Origin of the sequence: Pantoea sp. WEP (assembly GCF_041678305.1) — a bacterium.
Lineage (GTDB): Bacteria > Pseudomonadota > Gammaproteobacteria > Enterobacterales > Enterobacteriaceae > Pantoea > Pantoea dispersa.
In genome coordinates this window covers 204,128-221,833 of sequence record NZ_JBGNXB010000002.1, presented here as the reverse complement: position 1 = coordinate 221,833, position 17,706 = coordinate 204,128, and the positions used below count along the sequence as shown (strand labels likewise).

The window sequence follows — 17,706 nt, the reverse complement described above, 5'->3', positions numbered from 1 at the left end:
CCGCAATTACCGGGTTGTTTTCCTGGCTCGATAAAATTGTTTTTTCTCAACCTGAAAACCTGCACTGAGGTTATTGCTGCTGCGGATCATTACCGGCTCGCGTAATGTTAATCCGACAGAAAGCGAAAACCGCTTTACGAAAAATCAGGCTTTCACCAGCAAGTATTATGACTATTTCTCATTTCCTGAATCGCTTTGCCGATTTAGTTGTTTTACGAAATATAAATCTCCCCGCCACACTAAGCGCCATATTCATCGCAACCCTATTCATCGAAATAAGGAACAGGCGCATGTCATACCGACTGAGTTTGCTCGACAAATCACCGATTGCAGCAGGTGAGAGCGCCACGCAGGCCCTGCATCGCACACTGCAGCTGGCTCAGCGCGCGGAAGCCTGGGGTTATCACCGCTTCTGGCTGGCGGAACACCACAACAGCGACCAGCTGGCGAGTCCTTCGCCGGAATTGTTGATTGCCTGGATCATTGGCCAGACCCGACATATCCGCGTGGGTTCCGGCGGCGTGATGTTGCAACACTACAGCCCTTATAAAGTGGCGGAAAACTTTAACCTGCTGGCTGCGCTGGCACCTGGACGTATCGACCTGGGCGTGGGGAAAGCGCCCGGCGGACTGCCGCTTTCCACCCGCGCGCTGCAATTGGGGGTGCACCAGCAGGAGAAAGGCAGCTTTGCCGAACAGCTGGCGCTGCTGGATAGCTGGCTCAGTGTGCCGCCGGTGGGGGATGAGGAGATCCTGCGCGCCACGCCGCAGCCGCCGCGTCCGGCCAATCGCTTTCTGCTCGGAGCCAGCGAAGCGAGCGCCCGACTGGCGGCAGAGCTCGGCTGGCAGCTGGTGTTCGCCGCACACCACAACGGCGATCCGCAACTGATGGCTCAGGTGCTGAACAGCTATCGCCAGCACAGTCAGGGTCAGCGTGCGCTGGTGGCGGTACAGGTGGTGGTGGCGGATTCGCCGGCAGAAGCTGACCTGCTGGTCGACACACTGCGTATTTATCACGTCAGCGTGACGGGCGGACAGAGTGTTAACGTCGGCAGCATTGAACAGGCTGAGCGCTATGTGCGTCAGGGAGGTTTCAGTGACTACGTGATTGAGCCACGCACGCCGTCGCTGCTGAAAGGGACCGCGGCACAGGTGCACGCGCAGCTTGATGCGCTGCACCAGCGCTACGGCATTGAAGAGTTTGTTATTGATACGCCGGTGGCGGAGGAGCAGGCGCGGGTGAAATCCCTCGAACTGCTGGCGGCGCATCGTCTGGTTAGCGCCTGACCGGGAGGTCCTGTGACGATAGTAAGCGAACAGCAGCTGATTGACTGGCGGCGCGAGCTGCACAGCTGGCCGGAACTCTCCGGTCATGAAGTGGAAACCAGCGCGCGGCTGCGCCGCTGGCTGCAGCAGGCTGACGTGCGCCTGCTGGATTATCCGCTGCACACCGGCGTGGTGGCGGAAGTGGGTCAGGGCGCGCCTCTGATCGCCCTGCGTGCCGATATTGATGCATTACCGATCCATGAAGCCACCGGGCTGCCTTTTCGTTCACGGCAAGCCGGCGTCATGCACGCCTGCGGTCATGATGTGCACAGTGCGGTGATACTGGGTGCCACGCTGCAGCTGAAAACACGGGAAGCTCAGCTAGCGGGGCGGGTACGAATCCTGTTCCAGCCGGCGGAAGAGATTGCCCAGGGCGCGCGGCAGTTCATCGATGCGGGGGTGCTGGATCAGGTACAGGCGATTTTTGGCATGCACAACGAACCGGGTTTACCCACGGGCACCTTTGCCACGCGCAGCGGTGCGTTTTATGCCAACGCCGATAAATTTGTGGTGCGTGTGCACAGCACCCGCGCGGACGTGAACAGCATCCTGGTCGCCAGCCAGATTATTCAGGCGCTGCAATCCCTCACCAGCCGCAGCTTTAATACGCTGGACAGTCTGGTGCTGAGCGTCACGCGGATTGATGCACACAGGCACGACGGTCAGCAGACGGCTGAAGCGGAATTTGGCGGCACGGTGCGCACGCACGATAAACAGGTGCGCGCGCAGCTGGAGCAGCGTGCACGCGAGGTGGTGGTCAATATCGCCGCCGCCAGCGGTGCCACGGCCACCTTTAGCTGGCATCCGGGGCCGCCGGTGCTGGAGAACGACGCCCACTGGGCACAGTTTGCCAGTCAGGTGGCGCAGCAGGTGGGTTATCAGGTGCAACAGGCTGAGCTACACCTTGGCGGCGAAGATTTCGCTTATTACCTGCAGCAGCTCCCGGGCGCGTTTGTCAGCATTGGCAGCGCCAGTGAATTTGGCCTGCATCACGGTGGCTTCAACCCCGATGAAGCGCTGATCGCTCCGGCGGCACACTACTTTAGTCAGCTGGCGCAACAGGCATTGCAGCAGCTAAACGCGCGATGTCGCGACGCCATCCTTAACTGATTTCCTTCCATTTCTGGCAGCGCTGTACGGCGATAAGGCTATCGCCGGCAGGCTGCGCCATGAGCAAAGAGAGACGATTATGACTGCAAGACAACTGCGCCTCGGCACCATTCTGCACGGCGCATCCGGCAACATGTCCGCCTGGCGTCATCCGGCGGCGCAGGCGGATGCCAGCATCAGTTTTGATTACGCCCGCCGTATCGCCCGTAAAGCCGAGGCTGGCAAACTGGATTTCCTGTTTGTCGCCGATGGCCTGTTCATCAATGAGAAATCGATCCCGCACTTTCTTAACCGTTTCGAACCGCTGACGCTGCTGTCGGCGCTGGCCGGCGTCACCGAGCATCTCGGTCTGGTCGGTACGGTGTCCACTTCCTACAGTGAGCCGTTCACCGTCGCCCGCCAGTTCGCCAGTCTCGACCATCTCAGCGGCGGGCGCGCGGGCTGGAATGTGGTGACATCGCCGCTGGAGGGCTCGGCAAAAAACTTTTCGCGTCAGCAGCATCCCGAGCATGCGCTGCGCTACCGCATCGCCGACGAGTACCTGCAGGTGGTGAAAGGGTTGTGGGATTCCTGGGAAGAGGGCGCGTTTGTGCGCAATAAAGCCAGCGGTCAGTTCTATGCGCCTGACAAACTGCACACGCTGAATCATCACGGTGATTTTTTCCAGGTACAGGGGCCGCTGAACATTGAGCGCACGCCGCAGGGCCGGCCGATTATCTTTCAGGCGGGCGCCTCGGAAGATGGCCGCAAGCTGGCGGCGCGTCATGCCGATGCCATCTTCACCCATCAGCCAACGCGCGAAGAGGCGCAGGCGTTCTACCGGGATGTGAAGCAGCAGCTGGTGGCGAACGGGCGTGAACCGGGCGATCTGCACATTTTCCAGGGCGTCAGTGTGATCGTGGGGGAGGATGACGCAGACGTCGAGCGCCAGTACCAGACCACCGCGGCGCTGGTCTCGATTGAGGATGCACTCAACTACCTTGGTCGCTTCTTTGACCATCACGACTTCTCGCAGTATCCGCTCGACCAGCCTTTCCCGGACATTGGCGATATTGGCCAGAACAGTTTCCGTAGCACCACCGACGAAATCAAACGCAAAGCGCGTGAACACGGCCATACGCTGCGCCAGGCGGCGCTGGAAGCCACGACGCCGCGTCCGCTGTTTCACGGCACGCCACAGCAGGTAGCGGATGGTCTGCAGCTGTGGTTCGAAACCGAAGCCACTGACGGTTTCATTATTCAGGGCGGCACGCCGGACACCTTCGAGCGTTTTGTTGATCAGGTGATTCCGGTTCTCCAGGCGCGCGGCCTGACGCGTCGCGAATACCCGGGCAGCACGCTGCGCGCCAGCTTTGGTCTGAAACAACCGCTCAACCAGTTCACACCACAATAACGATGAGAAAACATGCTATGCAGAAAAAATCCCTGATTGCGCTGCTGTTACTGAGCCTGAGCAGTGCGGCACTGGCCGAGGACGTGGCCGTCAATGGCCAGCAGGTGAGTCTTGCCGCCAATAAAACGCCCATCAACACACCAGAGAATCCTGCCGCCGTGGCGCAAATTCCGGCGGGCCACAAATTTGCCGTGCCGGGATCGTTCACCGTGGCGGTGGCGGCACTCAACTCGCCGCCGCTCACGGTATTCAGCGACGACAATAAAACGCTGCTGGGCAGTGAGGTGGATATCGCGCGTCTGGTGGCCGACAGCCTCGGGCTGAAGCTCAACATCGTGCCCACCTCGTGGGAAGACTGGCCGCTGGGCGTGGCATCGGGCAAATATGACGCGGCGATCACCAACGTGACGGTGACCAAAGATCGTAAACAGCGTTTTGATTTTGCCACTTACCGTAAAGATTCGCTGGGCTTCTATGTGAAAACCAGCAGCCCGATTACCTCGCTGAGCAAGGCAGAAGATATCGCCGGCCTGCGCATCATCGTCGGCTCCGGCACCAATCAGGAGGCCATCCTGCTGGCCTGGGATAAAGAGAATCAGGCTAAGGGACTGAAGCCTTTCACACCGGTTTATACCAAAGATGACGCTGCGCAGACGCTGGCGCTACAGGCCGGGCGCGCCGACGCTTACTTCGGCCCTAACGTGATTGGCGCATGGAAAGCGGCGCTGACCAAAAAGACCCGGCTGGTGGGTAGCGTGGACGGCGGCTGGCCGAAGGCGGCGCACATCGCGGTGACGGTGAAGAAAGACAACGGGCTGGTGCAGCCAATCAACACCGCGCTCAACGGCGTGATCAAAAACGGTGACTACGACAAGGTGCTGAACCGCTGGGGTGAAGGCGTGGAGCGTCTGGATCGTTCCGAGATCAATCCGCCCGGACTGGGCGATTAAGGAGGCGGCATGAGCCAGCAATTTTTCCGCGAAGTGTCACCGGAAGCGCCGGAGCTGCAGCCGATTCTTGACGGTCTGTTTGGTGAATATGCAGCACGCTACGGCGATTTCTTCAGGAAACACAATGAAGTTGAGCTGATCGAGTGGTATCTGCCGCCACGCGGGCTGTTCATCGTGCTGGAGCGCGACGGTGAGATCATCGCCATGGGCGCCTACAAACCGTGGGATGCTACCACCGCCGAACTGAAGCGCATCTGGACGCGGCGTGACCTGCGCCGTCAGGGACTGGCACTGCTGATCCTGCAGGAACTGGAGCGCCGGGCGCTGCGCGCAGGCTATCAGCGCGTGTTTCTCACCACCGGTTTCCGTCAGCCGGAAGCGGTACAGCTGTATATCGGCCACGGCTATCAGCCGCAGTTTGAGCTGCGCGAAGATATGGAGATTTACGGCCAGCCGCCGCACGATGGCCGGCTGCGTTTTCTCAAAGTCATTGATGTGCACAACGTGGCGCAGGCCAGCTAAGGAGAGCCACCATGAGTAAGCAACAACCTTTGACCGTGGTGTCGGCACGCTATCCGGCGCGTACCGTCGGTGCCATCATCGCGCTATTTATCCTTGCGGCGGTGATCGATTCCGTGGCCTTTAATCCGCGCTGGGAGTGGAGCGTGTTTGCCCGCTGGTTTTTCGATCCGGTGATCCTTAATGGCCTGGGGCAAACGCTGCTGCTGACGCTGTGCGGCACGCTGCTGAGCCTGATATTCGGCGGCCTGCTGGCCCTGGCGCGGCTCTCGTCATCGTGGCTGCTGAGCACGCTGGCGTTTGGCTATATCTGGCTGTTTCGCTCGCTGCCGCTGATTGTGGTGCTGATCATTCTGTATAACTTCTCGTACCTGTACGACACGCTGTCGTTCGGTATTCCGTTCACCGCCCTGTCGTGGGGGCACTTCCAGACCATCAACGTGCTCGGCCAGTTCCCGGCGGCGGTGATTGGCCTGACGCTGGTGCAGAGCGCGTATAGCGCGGAGATTATTCGCGGCGGGTTTCTCGGTGTCGATCACGGTCAGTTTGAGGCCGCTTCGGCGCTGGGATTATCGTCGTCGCGCCGCACGTTTCGCATCATTCTGCCGCAGGCACTGCGCGCGATTATTCCCACCACCTTTAATGAGATCATCAGCCTCGCCAAGGGCACCTCAATGGTGTATGTGCTGGCGATGCCCGAGCTGTTTTACACCATCCAGATGATCTACAACCGCACCCAGCAGGTGATCCCGCTGCTGATGGTCGGGGCCGCCTGGTATCTGATCATCACCACCGTGCTGTCGCTGCTGCAGCACAGCGTCGAGCGCTGGCTGGCACGCAGCGTCACGCGTGAACCGCAACCTTCGCGCTGGCGCCAGTGGCGTAACCGCAGCGTGAACCCTGCCGTCAACGAGGAGCTGTCTCATGTCCGAAGCCATTGATTACCGCTATCTGCATACCGCCGGCGCCATCAGTATTACCGGCGTCAGCAAGACGTTTGGCCGGCATAAAGCGCTGGATGAGGTGTCGCTTGAGCTGGCTCCCGGTTCGGTGACGGTGATCCTCGGACCGTCCGGTTCTGGCAAATCGACGCTGCTGCGCACCATCAATCATCTGGAGCGCGTGGATGAAGGCTTTATTCAGATCGATGGCGATTACATCGGCTACCAGCGGCGCGGCGATAAACTCTATGAGCTGAAAGAGAAGGCGATTTTGCGGCAGCGCATCAACGTCGGCTATGTGTTCCAGAACTTCAATCTGTTTCCGCACCTGACAGTGCTGGAAAATCTGATTGAAGCGCCGATTGCCCATCGTCAGCTGTCGCGCCGGGCAGCGATCGATCGCGCCGGTGAGCTGCTGGATGTGGTCGGCCTGCGGCACAAAGCCGATGCCTGGCCGCGGCATCTCTCTGGCGGTCAGCAGCAGCGCATTGCGATTGCGCGTGCGCTGATGCTTAACCCGCGCGTGATGCTGTTTGATGAGCCGACTTCGGCGCTCGACCCGGAACTGGTGGGCGAAGTGCTGGATGTGATTAAAAAACTGGCGCGATCCGGCACCACGCTGGTGATTGTCACGCACGAGATCGGCTTTGCGCGCGAAGTGGCGGATAACGTGGTGTTTATGGTTGACGGGCGCGTGGTTGAGCAGGGCAGCAGCCAGCAGGTGCTGAATCAGCCGCGTCATGAGCGCACCAAACGTTTCCTCGCCCGGGTGCTGTAATGAAGCAAGTGATCATAGTCGCGCTGGCGGGTGCGGTGCTGGCGGCACCCGCGACAGGCGCGCAACAGCTGGACGCCAGTCATAACGAAACGCCGATCACCATGGCGGCCAATCCGCAGGCGATCGCGAAGATCCCCGCCGGATTTCATTTTGTTCACCCCGGCTATTTAACCGTCGCCACTTCAGCCAATAATTCACCGCCGATTGGCCTCTGGGCGTCCGATAATAAAACGCTGATCGGCAGCGACCCGGACATTGCGCGCCTGCTGGCCGACAGCCTCGGTCTGAAACTCAGGCTGGTGCCGGCGGCGTGGGAGGACTGGCCGCTGGGCATCACGGCAGGGCGCTATGATGTGGCGATGTTTAATATCGCGGTGACCGAGGAGCGCAAGCAGAAATTCGATTTCGCCACCTATCGCGCGGATAACCACGCCTTCGCGGTGAAAGCGGACAGTAAAATCAGCGCGATTCGTCGCCGGGAAGACGTGGCCGGCAAACGGATTATTGTGGGCTCCGGTACCAATCAGGAGCGAATCTTACTGAGCTGGGATGAGAAGAATCGGGCGCAGGGCCTTGCCCCGGTGCAGCCGATTTATCTCAACGATGATGCCTCCGCCACGCTGGCGCTGCTCTCTGGCCGGGCCGATGCGTCATTCGGCCCGCAGGCCATGGCGGCGTGGAAAGTGGCTTCGCGCGGGCAAACCAAAATTGTCGGGCACGGACCGTTTCGCGCCTGGGTGGCGGTCACCACGAAGAAGGGCAATGGCCTGGACGTGGCGCTGCAGCAGGCGATCAACGGCGCTATCGCTGGTGGCCAGTACCACCAGGTGCTGGCAAGATGGGGTGAAGAGGGCGAGGCGGTGGAGATTTCGCAGGTTAATCCGCCCGGGATTGTTTATCAGGATAATTAGGGCGGGGTGGTCAGGCGCACGGTGTGGTCACCATAAATGGCGACCCTACAGCTCGCACGGGCTTTCGTAGGGTGCGCATTGCTGCGCACCGGCTTAAAAAATGAAGGCTCGCCTGGTTTATCCTGCTTTTTTTATCCACTGCAATGCTTCGGCGGCGGGCAGCGGGCGGGCAAAATGGTAGCCCTGGAATAAATGGCAGCCCTTATTGCGCAGGTGCTCGAAATACTCCTCGCTCTCAATCCCTTCCGCCAGCACGTTCAGCCCCATCGCGCGCGACAGCTCAATGGTCTTTTGCACCACAATCGCCGCCGATTCGTTTTCAAAAATGTGCATGATCAGGGATTTATCAATCTTAATATCATCAATAGCGAAATCACTCAGCGACTTAAGCGAAGAGTAACCGACGCCGAAATCGTCGATCGCCCACTTAATCCCTAACTGGCTGAAGTGGTTAATGACATCCCCAATGCGCTGCTGATCGTAAATAAAGGTGGTCTCGGTAATTTCAAACTTCAGCCGCTCGGGACGGATTTTGTAATGCGACAGCGTCAGCAGCGTGTCATGGGTAAAGTCGCGGTGCATCAACTGCAGCGGGCTGATATTGATGGAAAACACCAGCGGGGGCAGCCGCAGCACGCGATCCCACTCAACGATTTGCTGCAGCATGCGCTCCAGCACCCACTTGCCAATATCAATAATCAGCCCGCTTTTTTCGGCTACCGGAATAAACACTTCCGGCGAGATAAAGCCTTTCTCCGGGTGCTTCCAGCGCAGCAGCGCTTCAAAACCGATGAGATTTTTGTCGCCATCGACCTGCGGCTGGTAATAGAGCTCCAGCTGCTGGCGCTCAATGGCGGACGCGAGCTCGCGCTTGATAAGATCGGTGGCGGAATAATTGCCGCCATAGGTGAACACGGTCGACAGCAATGCCGTCACCGGCACTGCACAATTGAAAACGGTAAAAACGGCTTCCTGCGGAATATTCAGATGGAAACGATTATTTTCCCAGGTCAAACCGGTGGTGACAAAAAACAGATAACACAGCAGGCACAGCAGCGGAAATATTTTACTCAGATAAAAGGATTGCTGGCGCAACACCAGTGCCGAACCGATGATCAAGGCCACCAGATAGTTATATTCTGAACGCTTGCCGGCAGCGTGATGATTATCCACCAGCAACAGCACGATGATGGTAAATAATAACGCATGGGTAATGATCGCCAGATGCCGCTCCAGCCGGTCGCTGAAGGCGCCGATGATGATGTAGCCCCCCAGCGCTATACTGGCGATATACAGACAGCCAATGTCATGATGACCGCGACTGAAATTCAGGGTTGCCATAAAGATACCAGCCACGATACTGGCGACGCCGGCAATCAGCAGCGTCAGGCGGAGCTTTTTTTCCGGGCTATCACCCTGCAGAATGAAGGGCAGATTACGGATGCGCGACCAGGCTGAACTCAACAAAGGGTCCATAAACGGTTCCGGGTTTTATTGTCATGACGCGTGAAGGTGTAAACGCCACATAATATATTTAAGCGAGACGACTGTCATAATTGTTTTCAGATTATTTGCGCGTTAAGCGCGGATTTTTATATTTGACATAAGCGGCGTCAAATAGCGCTATTAACGCATTCAGGCGCAATATTTAACGCCGCCAGCGATAAGCGATGCGCTATACCGGCGAAGGCGCGCGCAGCGCGGCCCGATTGTTCCTCGCCAGTGACGTCGCCGCAGAGTAGAATGACCACGCGGCGCGGCGACAGCGTGCCGGACAATAACAGCCGGAACCGCAGCCGGATACGCGTCACCAGGTTGGACTAACCCACTTTCAACATACTGATTGCAATGAAAATTCGTTTCTTATCTGCTAATGAACTCAAGCTGGCCGAGGTGCGTACCATCCTTGAGCCGGTGGGTGTCGAAGTGGTGCCCATTGCGCGCCGTATTGAAGAGATTCAGACCGAAAATGAGGTGGAGCTGGTTCGTGACAAACTGACTAAAGCCTTTTCAATCATTGGCCGCCCGCTGTTTGTCGAGCATACCGGTCTTTATCTGGATGGGCTCAATGGCCTGCCCGCCGGTCTGACGCGCATCTTCTGGAGCCGGCTGAATGCGGAACGCTTTACCAAACTGGTGAACGGGCTGGACAGTCCGGGCGTGACCGCCAAAACCGTCCTCGGCTACTGTGACGGGCGCAAAATGTACCAGTTTGAAGGCCAGCTGCGCGGCACCATTGCACGAGAGCCGGCGGGGCCGCGTGAGTTTCAGTGGGACTGTGTGTTTATCCCCGAAGGGCACACCCAGACGTTCGCTGAAATGGGCGAACTGAAAAACGAAATCTCGATGCGCCGCCTGGCGCTGGATCGCTTTGCCACCTTTCTGAAAACTTCGCGGGGACTGGCATGAAACCGGAACTCAAACGCGCTTACGATGCCGGCAAACTGATTCTGTTCGCCGGTGCGGGCATCTCACGCAATCTCGGACTGCCGGAGTGGCACGAGCTGATTGCACATCTGGCTAATGAACTGGGCTACGATCCGAAGATCTTCAATACCTACGGCACCCATTTGTCGCTGGCGGAGTATTACAAACAGCGCAAAGGCTCGCTCGGCCCGCTGCGCAGCTGGATGGATCGCGAGTGGCACCGTCCGGACATCGACGTACGCAGCTCTGAAATCCACACCATGATCACTCAGGGCAATTTCTCGCGCATCTATACCACTAATTACGACCGCTGGCTGGAGATGGCGCATGAAGCGCACAACGTGCCGTACAGCAAGGTCGCTAATGCCGCCGATCTGGTGTCGCTGACCGAAGATAAGCGCCATATTATTAAACTCCATGGCGACTTTGACGATGATACCTCCATTGTGCTGGATGAGAGCAGCTACTTTGAGCGGCTCTATTTTGACTCGCCGCTGGATATCAAACTGACCCATGATGTTATGGGTAACTCCGTGCTGTTTGTTGGCTACAGCATCAGCGATTTCAATATCCGTCTGCTGTTTTATCGCCTGACCAAGATGTGGGGCCGCACCGGGCTGGCGACCGCACGGCCTAAATCCTACCTGTTCACCAACCGTAATAATCCGGTGGCGAAAGAGGTACTGGGGCAGTGGGGCATTGAGATGATCGTGTCTGAAGAGGACGATCCGCGCAAAGCGCTGGCAACCTTCCTCGAAGAGCTGCTGGCTTAAACGGCAAGCAGAAACCGTTGGCGAAAAAAAGCCGAATGAAATATACTGTATATAAACACAGTAAATGAGGTGCATCATGGCAGTCGAAACCAAATATGTTGTGGTCAGAAAGGGTGAAGAGAAGATGACGTTTGCCAATAAAAAAGACGCAGATGCATGGGACAAGATGCTCGATATGGCCGACGCGTTCACCGACTGGCTGCAGCAACATCAGCCAGCGATGGATGAGGCCCAGGCCGAAGCGCTGGGCATGCTGCTGGCCGAACAGAAAGACGCGGTGCAACACATTCTGCGCACCAGCAAACTGCCGGACGCGGTGAAAGACAGCGGCGAAACCGCTGCTGACTACAGCGATACGGCTGTGCCGGAAAAAGAGAAGAAGGTGCGTGCGGTCAAAGCCGCCTGAGTAACAGCTTGTTCGCTTTTTACTGCTGCTGAATCCGGGCCAGCCTCTGTGCTGGCCTGGGATCCGTGCTAAGGATCAGTGCGTGAACAGAGAGAAGGTGCCTGAGTAGTAACTGATCATCCACGCCACATACACCAGCCAGACCACCATTAACCCTGCCAGACTCAATTTACCTGCCATGTTGCATTCCTCTTGTTATGCGGCGCGTTGCGCCCGTACGCAATAACCTGACAGCACAACGAAGTGGCGATCTTGCGCCAGATCAAATTCCCTCTTTTTTACTGCATCGTCTTAGCGTTTTTAATGGCGACCCGACGCCGCAACAGCGGTTGATGGTTTTCTGATCGGACCTGCCAGGCCATCAAGTTCCCGGATTGTGCGCCGATAGAGTGATTACAGGGATGCAGGTGCACAGGGCGTGATTCTTTTTCAGTAATAAAGTGTCAACACCAGGAGCGCCGACATGGCCACAACCGTATCTAATAAGAAAAAAATGAGCACCCGCACACAAATGCTGCTGACGGGTGCCTTAACCATCACCCTCGGCTTCGCCGTGACTATCGGCGTGCTCAGCTGGCAGTCCAGCAATGAGCAAAAATCGCTGGCGGAAAGTTACTTACAGCAGATTGCGCAGAGTCAGGCGCTGCAAATCCAGCAGGAGCTGAGTTACGCACGCGATGTCGCACACAACCTCGGCCACAGTCTGATTGCTCTGCCGGCTGCCGGCGTGCAGGACCGTAAAGTGGCCGATAAGCTGCTGGTCTCTGCACTGCGTGATAATCCGGACTATCTCTCTATATCGGTCATCTTCGAAGAAAACGCGTTTGACGGACGCGATGCTGAGTTTGCCTCTCAGGCTGGCGCGGCACCTAAAGGACGTTACGCCTATTTCGTCGATCGCGACCAGGGCGGCAATTTTGCCCTGCATCCGCTGACCTCAATCTTTACGCCAGGCCAGGGCGATTACTATCTGCTGCCGCAGAAAAGCCAGAAAGATACGCTGATCGAACCTTATAGCTATGCCTATAACGGTGTGCCAACGCTGCTGACCTCGGTGGCCGCGCCAATTATCAGCCAGGGCAAACTGTGGGGCGTGGTGACGTCCGATATCTCACTGGCGTCACTGCAGGAAAAAGTGAACAGCATCAAACCGTGGGAAGGCAGCGGTTACGCCATGCTGCTCTCGAGCGCGGGCAATGTGGTGTCTTATCCGGACAAAAGCCAGACCAGCAAAGCCTGGAAGGGCGACACGCATAATTTCAGCAGCACGGTCACCGAACAGCATGACGCTATTCTGGGCGAGGATGCGCTGGTAGCCTGGCGGCCTGTGGTGATCGGTAACAGCGATCAGAAATGGTATCTCGGCGTGGTGGCCCCGGTGAGCAAGGTGATGGAAGCGGCGCACCGTCAGCTGATTAACGCGGTGATTTTAATGGTGATCAGTATCCTGGTGGTGTGCGCACTGCTTGGGCTGGTATTCAGTCGCAAAGTGCTGAAGCCGATTGGCGGTGAGCCACTGACCGCAGCCACCATTGCGCTGGCGGTGGCCGATGGCAAACTGGATAACGCCATCCCACTGAAAGCGCGCGACAATAGCAGTCTGTTCTTCGCCTTGCACACCATGCAAAACCAGCTGCGCGAGATTGTCGGGCAGATTCAGGATGCCAGCGCGTCGGTGCGCCAGGGCGCGGGTGAAATCGCCAGCGGCAACCTCAACCTCGCGTCACGTACCGAAGAGCAGGCGGCCGCGCTGGAACAAACTGCCGCCAGCATGGAGCAGATTACCGCGACGGTGAAACACAACGCTGCTAACGCGCATCAGGCGACGACGCTGACCGATAACGCCACGCACATCGCCAGCCGCGGTGAGTCACTGGTGGGCCAGGTAGTGCAGACCATGGCGCAAATCGACGACAGCGCGAAGAAAATCGGCGACATCACCGCCATTATCAACAGCATCGCCTTCCAGACCAACATTCTGGCGCTCAACGCCGCGGTTGAAGCGGCGCGCGCCGGGGAACAGGGACGCGGTTTTGCCGTGGTGGCGTCGGAAGTGCGTAATCTGGCACAGCGCAGCGCCAATGCGGTGAAGGATATCGCTGCGCTGATTGAAGAGTCCGGGCAGCGCGTCGGCAGCGGTGTGCAGCTGGTGCAGGATGCCGGTAAAACCATGCAGGAGATGACGCAGGCGGTAAACTCGGTGCGCACTATTATCGGCGAGATTGTTACCGCGTCAGACGAGCAGGCGCGCGGCATCAGCCAGGTAACGATCGCGGTGAACGAGATGGATGGCACCACCCAGCAGAACGCCGCGCTGGTCCAGCAGATGTCAGCCGCCGCCAGTTCGCTGGAAGACCAGGCGGCACAGCTGGCGCATACCGTGGGACGTTTTCACCTCAGCTGAGGTCGGTGACCGATCGCCGGCACGCCGCGTAAATCAGGACGGTCGCCACATCAGGCGACCGTCTTATTCCTTTCATCCGTTTCGCCGTGACGGCATCATGCGCAGCAACGTATTGTCTTTAATCAGATAATGATGCACCAGCGCGGCCGCCGCGTGCAGACCAATCAGCCAGTAGCCGTATGGCGCGAGGGTTTCGTGCCAGTCGCTCAGCATATCGGCAAAATCGGGATCCGGGCTGGCGCTGACCGGCATCGGAATCGCGAAAATCCACCAGTTACGGCCCATGTAGAAGCGCGAAAGGATGCCGAGAATCGGCAGCACGATAAAGAACAGATAGATCGCCAGATGCATCAGATGCGCCAGTCCGGTTTGCCAGTGTGGCGGCTGGGGTTCGATTTTCGGGCTGCGATGGCGAAAACGCAGCACAATGCGTGACAGCATCAGCAACAGCACACAACTGCCGGCGCTGAAATGTCCGACGATCATGGTGTAGCCTTGCCAGGATCCGCGCGTGAATAAGCCGCGAAACTCCATGGTGCAGTAAGCGGTGGCCACCAGTACCAGCGTCAGCCAGTGAATAAAGATTTGCGCAGGGGCATATTTGTTACGCATAGCCAGTCCGAAAATAAGCGGTGTGGGATGCTTAACATAGCGAAAAACGCGCTGAATTAATTCATTTTTTGCCACATCCCGTCCGGCTTACTGTTCGGCTGTCTGCAACAGCTGACGCAACAGGGCGGCAAGCTGCTGCTGCTGCCGATTGTCCAGCGTGGCCAGCAGCGCGTTCTGCGTTTGCGTATGCACCTGCAGCGCCTGCTCAATCTTCGCCAGCCCGGCCGGCGTCAGCGTCACCAGCATGCTGCGCTTATCATCGGCATCGGCAACACGCGCAATCAATCCCTCTTCTTCCAGCCGGTTAAGCCGGTTGGTCATGGCACCGGAGGTGACCAGCAGCGATTTGTAGAGCTGCGTGGGCGACAGCCGGTAAGGTGCGCCGGCACGCCGCAACGTAGCCAGTACATCAAATTCGCCGTCGCGAAAACCAAAGGGCGCAAGCGCCTCAGCGCGCTTTTTCGCCAGATGCTTCATCAGGCGCAGCATGCGGCCAAAAATCGCCATGGAAGAGGCGTCCAGCTCCGGCATGGCGCTGGCCCATTGCGCAACGACAAAATCTACGTGGTCAGTCATGTTAATTCTCATCAGTTCACGGCGGGCAATGTGTCGCTTTGTGCGCACCCGCTATCGTTCTTCCGCAAAGTATCTTAACGTTAAGATACTTTGGCGTATGGAGACAGAATGTGAATCGTACCTTACCTGCTATTGGCATGTTTGCTTTACTGGTTTTTGTGGTGGCGCTAAATTTGCGTCCGGTGATGGCGGCCATCGGACCGCTGTTCCTGCAACTGCAGCACGATGCAGGGCTCAGTGCCACACAGCTGAGCCTGCTGACGACGCTGCCGGTCATTATGATGGGGCTGGCGGCGCTGGCCGGGCCGCTGCTGCTGCGCAGGCTGGGTGAAGCGCGCGGGATTACCGCTGGCCTGATAGTGCTGGTGCTCGCGGGTGGCGCGCGTGGCGTTGATCACAGTGCCACCATGCTAACCGCCAGCGCGCTGCTGGCGGGCTGCGGCATCGGGCTGATTCAGGCGCTGATGCCCGCGCTCATCAAGCGTCACTTCGCCTCGCGTGCCGGTACGTTAATGGCACTGTTCACCACCGGTATTATGGCCGGAGCTGCAGTGGCCGCAGCCAGCGCCGCGCCGCTCGCCAGCCATGCCGGACTGACGATCGCCCTGATGCTGCCGTCGCTACCGGCGCTGATCGCATTGATTCTGTGGCTGCGCCTGCAACCTATGACCACAAGAGTAAACACGCCACCGGCCGGCGGCGTACACCGCACGCCGCGCGCCTGGCTGTTGATGCTGTTTTTTGGCATCGGCACCGGTGCTTACACGCTGGTGCTGGCGTGGCTGCCGCCATTTTACATGCAACACGGCTGGCTGCCGGCGCAGAGCGGCTACGTGCTGGGCGCATTAACCCTGACCGAAGTCGCCGCCGGATTTATGCTCTCCGCACTGATTCATCGCTGCCGCGATCGCCGCTGGCCGCTGCTGCTGGTGCTGGCTTCCATCCTGCTGGGGCTGATCGCACTGCTGTGGCTGGGCGGCGAACGCGCCTGGTTACCGACGCTGCTGCTGGGATTGGGGATTGGTACGCTGTTTCCGCTATCGCTGATTGTCACGCTTGATCATGCCCATACGCCGGAAGAAGCCACTGCGCTGCTGTCGTTCGTGCAGGGCGGCGGCTATATACTGGCCGCGCTGATGCCGCTGATGGCCGGCATTGTGCGCGATCGCGCGGCATCACTCGACAGTGCGTGGCAGATCATGGCGGCGGGCGTGTTGCTACTGATGCTGATGGCGCTGCGACTCAAACCCCAGCGATAACGGCAGGAAACCATTGTCAGACGGAATACGCTGTTTTATAAACCGTGCAGAGTGAGAGGATCGATAAATCAGGAGCAATGATGTCCCCGCAGGTCGGTGTTGGCGTATTAATTTTCCGCGATGGCAAGCTGTTGCTCGGCCAGCGTAAAGGCAGCCACGGTGCCGGTGACTGGTCGGCGCCGGGCGGCCACCTGGAGTTTGGTGAATCCCCGGAAGCCTGTGCGCGGCGGGAAGTGCTGGAGGAGACCGGTTTACAGCTGCACAGCGTACACAACGGCGCCTTCGTCAGCGATGTGTTTCCGGCGGTCAACCGCCACTATATTACGCTGCTGATGGTGGCGCCGGACGCCAGCGGTGAGCCGCAGCTGCGGGAACCGTATAAGTGCGCAGGCTGGCACTGGTTCGCGCCTGAGGCGCTGCCTGAACCGTTGTTTGCCCCGCTGCAAAGCTGGCTGGCGCGCGACGGTCTGGCGGCACTGCAGGCGCTGGCCCAGCGTAAAGATCGCTAACCGTATTGCTTCATCGAAGCTTCGGCATCTTCTCCGGCCGGGATGCGCATCGGTGCGGCGGGATCGGTCGCGGCACGCCACACGGCAGCGGCAACGTCCTGTGCTTTAGTGGTTGGCTGAGGCTGTTGCATGCCGGCGATGATGCCATCAAACATCGGCTGGTAAGGCTCAAGCAAGGTGTTTTCCATGCGAGGCCGGGCGTTTTTGCCAAAGTCGGTGGTGGGTGCCAGCCCGGGCAATACCAGTCTCACCTGAACATTAAAGGGTTGCAGTTCCAGCGCCAGCGACTCGGTAAAGGCGTTGACTGCCGCTTTGCTGCCGGTATAAACCGCCAGCAGCGGCAGGGATTTCAGCGTCACCGTCGAGGTCACATTGATCACCATGCCACTGTTTTTCGCACGGAACTGCGGGATGACCGCCTGCGTCATGGCGATGGTGCCCAGCGTGTTGGTTTCGAACACTTCCCGCACCGAGGACATCGGCGCGCCTTCCAGCGAGGTTAATAATCCGATGCCGGCATTGTTGACCAGCACATCAATCTCTCCTGCTTCAGCCAGCGTTTGCCTGATGCTGGCGGCATCGGTGACATCCAGTGGCAGCAGTCGCAGATGGGCGGATTCGGGAAACAGTTCGGCGCGCGGGGTGCGCATGGTGGCGATGACTTTCCAGCCGCGCTCCAGAAACCAGAGCGCGGTAGCATGACCAAAACCAGAAGAGCAGCCGGTGATTAAAATGGTTTTCATGGTTCACTCCTGCATTGCGTTGGGTAAGAGCTCACTATAGAGTGCCACTACCGGACTCACTACAACGTAC

General features: G+C 58.5%; 18 protein-coding genes. 14 read left to right on the top strand and 4 right to left on the bottom strand.

Annotation, left to right across the window (positions count from 1 at the left end):
- Positions 1–290 precede the first annotated feature (290 nt).
- The 8 genes from ABVR31_RS20120 to ABVR31_RS20085 all read left to right on the top strand — a co-directional run bounded on the left by ABVR31_RS20120 (position 291) and on the right by ABVR31_RS20085 (position 7,927).
- A complete protein-coding gene (locus tag ABVR31_RS20120; protein ID WP_372774269.1) occupies positions 291–1,286 on the top strand; it encodes an MsnO8 family LLM class oxidoreductase in 996 nt (331 codons plus the stop codon).
- A gap of 12 nt (positions 1,287–1,298) precedes the next feature.
- Positions 1,299–2,435, top strand: coding sequence for an amidohydrolase (locus tag ABVR31_RS20115; RefSeq protein WP_058759104.1), 1,137 nt, complete (start codon positions 1,299–1,301; stop codon positions 2,433–2,435).
- 79 nt (positions 2,436–2,514) lie between these two features.
- Positions 2,515–3,828 carry an LLM class flavin-dependent oxidoreductase gene (locus tag ABVR31_RS20110; RefSeq protein WP_104187426.1) on the top strand — a complete coding sequence of 438 codons (1,314 nt, stop codon included), beginning with the start codon at positions 2,515–2,517 and terminating at the stop codon, positions 3,826–3,828.
- A 17-nt stretch (positions 3,829–3,845) separates the two neighbouring features.
- Positions 3,846–4,778, top strand: coding sequence for an ABC transporter substrate-binding protein (locus ABVR31_RS20105; protein ID WP_021509058.1), 933 nt, complete (start codon positions 3,846–3,848; stop codon positions 4,776–4,778).
- Between the two features lie 9 nt (positions 4,779–4,787).
- Positions 4,788–5,300 (top strand): GNAT family N-acetyltransferase, encoded by a 513-nt coding sequence (locus ABVR31_RS20100; RefSeq protein ID WP_141495931.1) that lies wholly within the window; start codon positions 4,788–4,790, stop codon positions 5,298–5,300.
- 11 nt (positions 5,301–5,311) lie between these two features.
- Entirely contained in the window at positions 5,312–6,238 is a 927-nt protein-coding gene (locus tag ABVR31_RS20095; protein ID WP_141495932.1) for an amino acid ABC transporter permease, read from the top strand.
- Positions 6,222–7,016: an amino acid ABC transporter ATP-binding protein gene (locus ABVR31_RS20090; protein WP_372774265.1), complete on the top strand. Its 795-nt coding sequence runs from the start codon at positions 6,222–6,224 to the stop codon at positions 7,014–7,016. Before ABVR31_RS20095 ends, ABVR31_RS20090 begins: the two co-directional genes overlap by 17 nt.
- Complete coding sequence (locus ABVR31_RS20085) at positions 7,016–7,927, top strand: ABC transporter substrate-binding protein (protein ID WP_141495934.1); 912 nt, start codon at positions 7,016–7,018, stop codon at positions 7,925–7,927. Before ABVR31_RS20090 ends, ABVR31_RS20085 begins: the two co-directional genes overlap by 1 nt.
- A gap of 117 nt (positions 7,928–8,044) precedes the next feature.
- Here the strand turns inward: ABVR31_RS20085 and ABVR31_RS20080 are convergent, their stop codons facing one another.
- Positions 8,045–9,403 (bottom strand): putative bifunctional diguanylate cyclase/phosphodiesterase, encoded by a 1,359-nt coding sequence (locus ABVR31_RS20080; protein ID WP_372774263.1) that lies wholly within the window; start codon positions 9,401–9,403, stop codon positions 8,045–8,047.
- Between the two features lie 372 nt (positions 9,404–9,775).
- Here ABVR31_RS20080 and ABVR31_RS20075 point away from each other — a divergent pair, with 372 nt between their 5' ends.
- From ABVR31_RS20075 to ABVR31_RS20060, 4 genes are all read left to right on the top strand, one after another.
- Positions 9,776–10,336 (top strand): non-canonical purine NTP pyrophosphatase, encoded by a 561-nt coding sequence (locus ABVR31_RS20075; protein WP_010618047.1) that lies wholly within the window; start codon positions 9,776–9,778, stop codon positions 10,334–10,336.
- Positions 10,333–11,127 (top strand): SIR2 family protein, encoded by a 795-nt coding sequence (locus ABVR31_RS20070; protein ID WP_010618046.1) that lies wholly within the window; start codon positions 10,333–10,335, stop codon positions 11,125–11,127. The genes ABVR31_RS20075 and ABVR31_RS20070 overlap by 4 nt, the downstream gene beginning before the upstream one ends.
- A gap of 76 nt (positions 11,128–11,203) precedes the next feature.
- Positions 11,204–11,533: a YebG family protein gene (locus tag ABVR31_RS20065; protein WP_150058968.1), complete on the top strand. Its 330-nt coding sequence runs from the start codon at positions 11,204–11,206 to the stop codon at positions 11,531–11,533.
- 463 nt (positions 11,534–11,996) lie between these two features.
- Entirely contained in the window at positions 11,997–13,937 is a 1,941-nt protein-coding gene (locus ABVR31_RS20060; RefSeq protein ID WP_132463053.1) for a methyl-accepting chemotaxis protein, read from the top strand.
- Positions 13,938–14,009: 72 nt separating this feature from the next.
- Here the strand turns inward: ABVR31_RS20060 and cybB are convergent, their stop codons facing one another.
- Positions 14,010–14,549 carry a cytochrome b561 gene (gene cybB / locus ABVR31_RS20055; protein ID WP_031280003.1) on the bottom strand — a complete coding sequence of 180 codons (540 nt, stop codon included), beginning with the start codon at positions 14,547–14,549 and terminating at the stop codon, positions 14,010–14,012.
- 87 nt (positions 14,550–14,636) lie between these two features.
- Positions 14,637–15,125 (bottom strand): MarR family winged helix-turn-helix transcriptional regulator, encoded by a 489-nt coding sequence (locus tag ABVR31_RS20050; protein WP_059011261.1) that lies wholly within the window; start codon positions 15,123–15,125, stop codon positions 14,637–14,639.
- 110 nt (positions 15,126–15,235) lie between these two features.
- Between ABVR31_RS20050 and ABVR31_RS20045 the strand changes: the two genes are divergently transcribed.
- Complete coding sequence (locus tag ABVR31_RS20045; protein WP_372774259.1) at positions 15,236–16,384, top strand: CynX/NimT family MFS transporter; 1,149 nt, start codon at positions 15,236–15,238, stop codon at positions 16,382–16,384.
- A gap of 80 nt (positions 16,385–16,464) precedes the next feature.
- Positions 16,465–16,893, top strand: coding sequence for an NUDIX hydrolase (locus ABVR31_RS20040; RefSeq protein ID WP_372774731.1), 429 nt, complete (start codon positions 16,465–16,467; stop codon positions 16,891–16,893).
- Here the strand turns inward: ABVR31_RS20040 and ABVR31_RS20035 are convergent.
- Positions 16,890–17,636 (bottom strand): SDR family oxidoreductase, encoded by a 747-nt coding sequence (locus ABVR31_RS20035; protein WP_021509071.1) that lies wholly within the window; start codon positions 17,634–17,636, stop codon positions 16,890–16,892. The two genes, ABVR31_RS20040 and ABVR31_RS20035, sit on opposite strands and share 4 nt — an antisense overlap.
- Between the last annotated feature and the right edge of the window lie 70 nt (positions 17,637–17,706).

Excerpts from the sequence above, each read along its gene's own strand:
- ABVR31_RS20120 (WP_372774269.1), top strand. The coding sequence starts at position 291 with ATGTCATACCGACTGAGTTTGCTCGACAAATCACCGATTGCAGCAGGT.
- ABVR31_RS20110 (WP_104187426.1), top strand. The coding sequence starts at position 2,515 with ATGACTGCAAGACAACTGCGCCTCGGCACCATTCTGCACGGCGCATCC.
- ABVR31_RS20105 (WP_021509058.1), top strand. The coding sequence starts at position 3,846 with ATGCAGAAAAAATCCCTGATTGCGCTGCTGTTACTGAGCCTGAGCAGT.
- ABVR31_RS20100 (WP_141495931.1), top strand. The coding sequence starts at position 4,788 with ATGAGCCAGCAATTTTTCCGCGAAGTGTCACCGGAAGCGCCGGAGCTG.
- ABVR31_RS20095 (WP_141495932.1), top strand. The coding sequence starts at position 5,312 with ATGAGTAAGCAACAACCTTTGACCGTGGTGTCGGCACGCTATCCGGCG.
- ABVR31_RS20090 (WP_372774265.1), top strand. The coding sequence starts at position 6,222 with ATGTCCGAAGCCATTGATTACCGCTATCTGCATACCGCCGGCGCCATC.
- ABVR31_RS20085 (WP_141495934.1), top strand. The coding sequence starts at position 7,016 with ATGAAGCAAGTGATCATAGTCGCGCTGGCGGGTGCGGTGCTGGCGGCA.
- ABVR31_RS20080 (WP_372774263.1), bottom strand. The coding sequence starts at position 9,403 with ATGGACCCTTTGTTGAGTTCAGCCTGGTCGCGCATCCGTAATCTGCCC.
- ABVR31_RS20075 (WP_010618047.1), top strand. The coding sequence starts at position 9,776 with ATGAAAATTCGTTTCTTATCTGCTAATGAACTCAAGCTGGCCGAGGTG.
- ABVR31_RS20070 (WP_010618046.1), top strand. The coding sequence starts at position 10,333 with ATGAAACCGGAACTCAAACGCGCTTACGATGCCGGCAAACTGATTCTG.
- ABVR31_RS20065 (WP_150058968.1), top strand. The coding sequence starts at position 11,204 with ATGGCAGTCGAAACCAAATATGTTGTGGTCAGAAAGGGTGAAGAGAAG.
- ABVR31_RS20060 (WP_132463053.1), top strand. The coding sequence starts at position 11,997 with ATGGCCACAACCGTATCTAATAAGAAAAAAATGAGCACCCGCACACAA.
- cybB (WP_031280003.1), bottom strand. The coding sequence starts at position 14,549 with ATGCGTAACAAATATGCCCCTGCGCAAATCTTTATTCACTGGCTGACG.
- ABVR31_RS20050 (WP_059011261.1), bottom strand. The coding sequence starts at position 15,125 with ATGACTGACCACGTAGATTTTGTCGTTGCGCAATGGGCCAGCGCCATG.
- ABVR31_RS20040 (WP_372774731.1), top strand. The coding sequence starts at position 16,465 with ATGTCCCCGCAGGTCGGTGTTGGCGTATTAATTTTCCGCGATGGCAAG.
- ABVR31_RS20035 (WP_021509071.1), bottom strand. The coding sequence starts at position 17,636 with ATGAAAACCATTTTAATCACCGGCTGCTCTTCTGGTTTTGGTCATGCT.